At 62.3% G+C, this 1,341-nt stretch carries 2 protein-coding genes; both read left to right on the top strand.

Annotated features, from left to right (window positions below; translation table 11 throughout):
• A partial coding sequence (locus NKI35_RS31445) for a KUP/HAK/KT family potassium transporter (RefSeq protein WP_502897200.1) occupies positions 1–152 on the top strand: 152 nt, incomplete at its 5' end.
• A 141-nt stretch (positions 153–293) separates the two neighbouring features.
• Positions 294–1,341, top strand: a 1,048-nt coding sequence (locus NKI35_RS31230) for a KUP/HAK/KT family potassium transporter (RefSeq protein ID WP_352742648.1), incomplete at its 3' end; no start/stop codon positions are given.

Below are 1,341 nucleotides of genomic sequence, written 5' to 3'. Positions count from 1 at the left end.
GGCGCTCGCTCAAGGCATCGCCCAATTCCGGCATGCCGGTGTGGCAGGACAAGCTGTTCATCGGGCTCGCCCGCTCGGCGGCCGATGCGACGGAGTATTTCCAGATCCCGACCGGACGTGTGGTCGAGATCGGCACGCAGGTGGCGATCTGAGGTTTCCGGCAGCCTTTGACGCCACGCACCGGTCATTGCGGGGCAAGCCCTGCGCTGGGAACATGGTAGCCCTACCGTCACGGCACTTGATATTGCATCGCAGCAAGCGTAGAGCACCGCGCGCTTATCGGAGTGTCGTCCATGGCCCTTACCAATGCTGGTATTGAGGCAGAACCCGTCGAACAATCGAGCCATCCCGAAATCGAACAGCACAGCACCAAAGTTCTGATGCTGGGCGCGCTCGGTGTGGTCTATGGCGACATCGGCACCAGCCCGATCTACGCCTTCCGGGAAGCGCTTGTTGCGTCCTCCGGCGGCGGAATCGCCGAGCGCGGCGATATTCTGGGCGTGCTGTCGCTGATCATCTGGTCGTTGACGATTATCGTCACCATCAAATACATCATGTTTGTGCTCAGAGCCGACAACCGAGGCGAGGGCGGCGTGCTGTCGCTGATGGCACTGGCGCGCGGCAGTTTCCCGACCCGCTCGGCGATCATCCTGGCCATCGGTATTGTCGGCGCGTCATTGTTCTTCGGTGACGCCGTCATCACGCCGGCAATCTCGGTGCTTTCGGCGGTTGAAGGCATGAATGTCGTTACCCCGACCTTCCAGCCCTACGTCGTGCCGCTGACACTGGTCATCCTTGCGATCCTGTTTTCGGTGCAGCGCTTCGGGACCGGCGGTGTGGCGCTGATCTTCGGGCCGATCACGGCGGTCTGGTTCCTGGCTATCGGTCTTTCGGGCTTGAACCACATCATCGCCGATCCCGAAATCCTGTGGGCGGTCAGCCCGCACTACATCGTCGCCTTCCTGATCAATTCGCCCGATGTCGCCTTCGTCACCATCGGCGCCATCTTCCTCGCCGTCACCGGTGCCGAAGCGCTTTATGCCGATCTCGGCCATTTCGGCCGCAAGCCCATCGTGCTCGCCTGGCTGGCCATCGTGTTTCCCTGCCTGCTGCTAAACTATGCCGGGCAGGGCGCTTTCGTGCTGGCGAAGAACGGTCACGTCGGCCACCCATTCTTCGAGATGAACGAAGGCTGGACGCTGATCCCGATGGTGGTGCTGGCCACTGCCGCGACGGTTATCGCCAGCCAGGCGGTGATCTCCGGCGCCTTCTCGCTGACCCGGCAGGCGGTGCAGCTCAATATGCTGCCGCGCCTCGAAATCCTGCACACGTCGGAACGGC

The sequence above is a fragment of the Mesorhizobium sp. M0676 genome (assembly GCF_040320535.1).
In the GTDB taxonomy this organism is placed as follows: Bacteria; Pseudomonadota; Alphaproteobacteria; order Rhizobiales; family Rhizobiaceae; genus Mesorhizobium.
The sequence above is the reverse complement of the archived record's forward strand: the minus strand, read 5'-3'. Positions and strand labels throughout refer to the sequence as shown.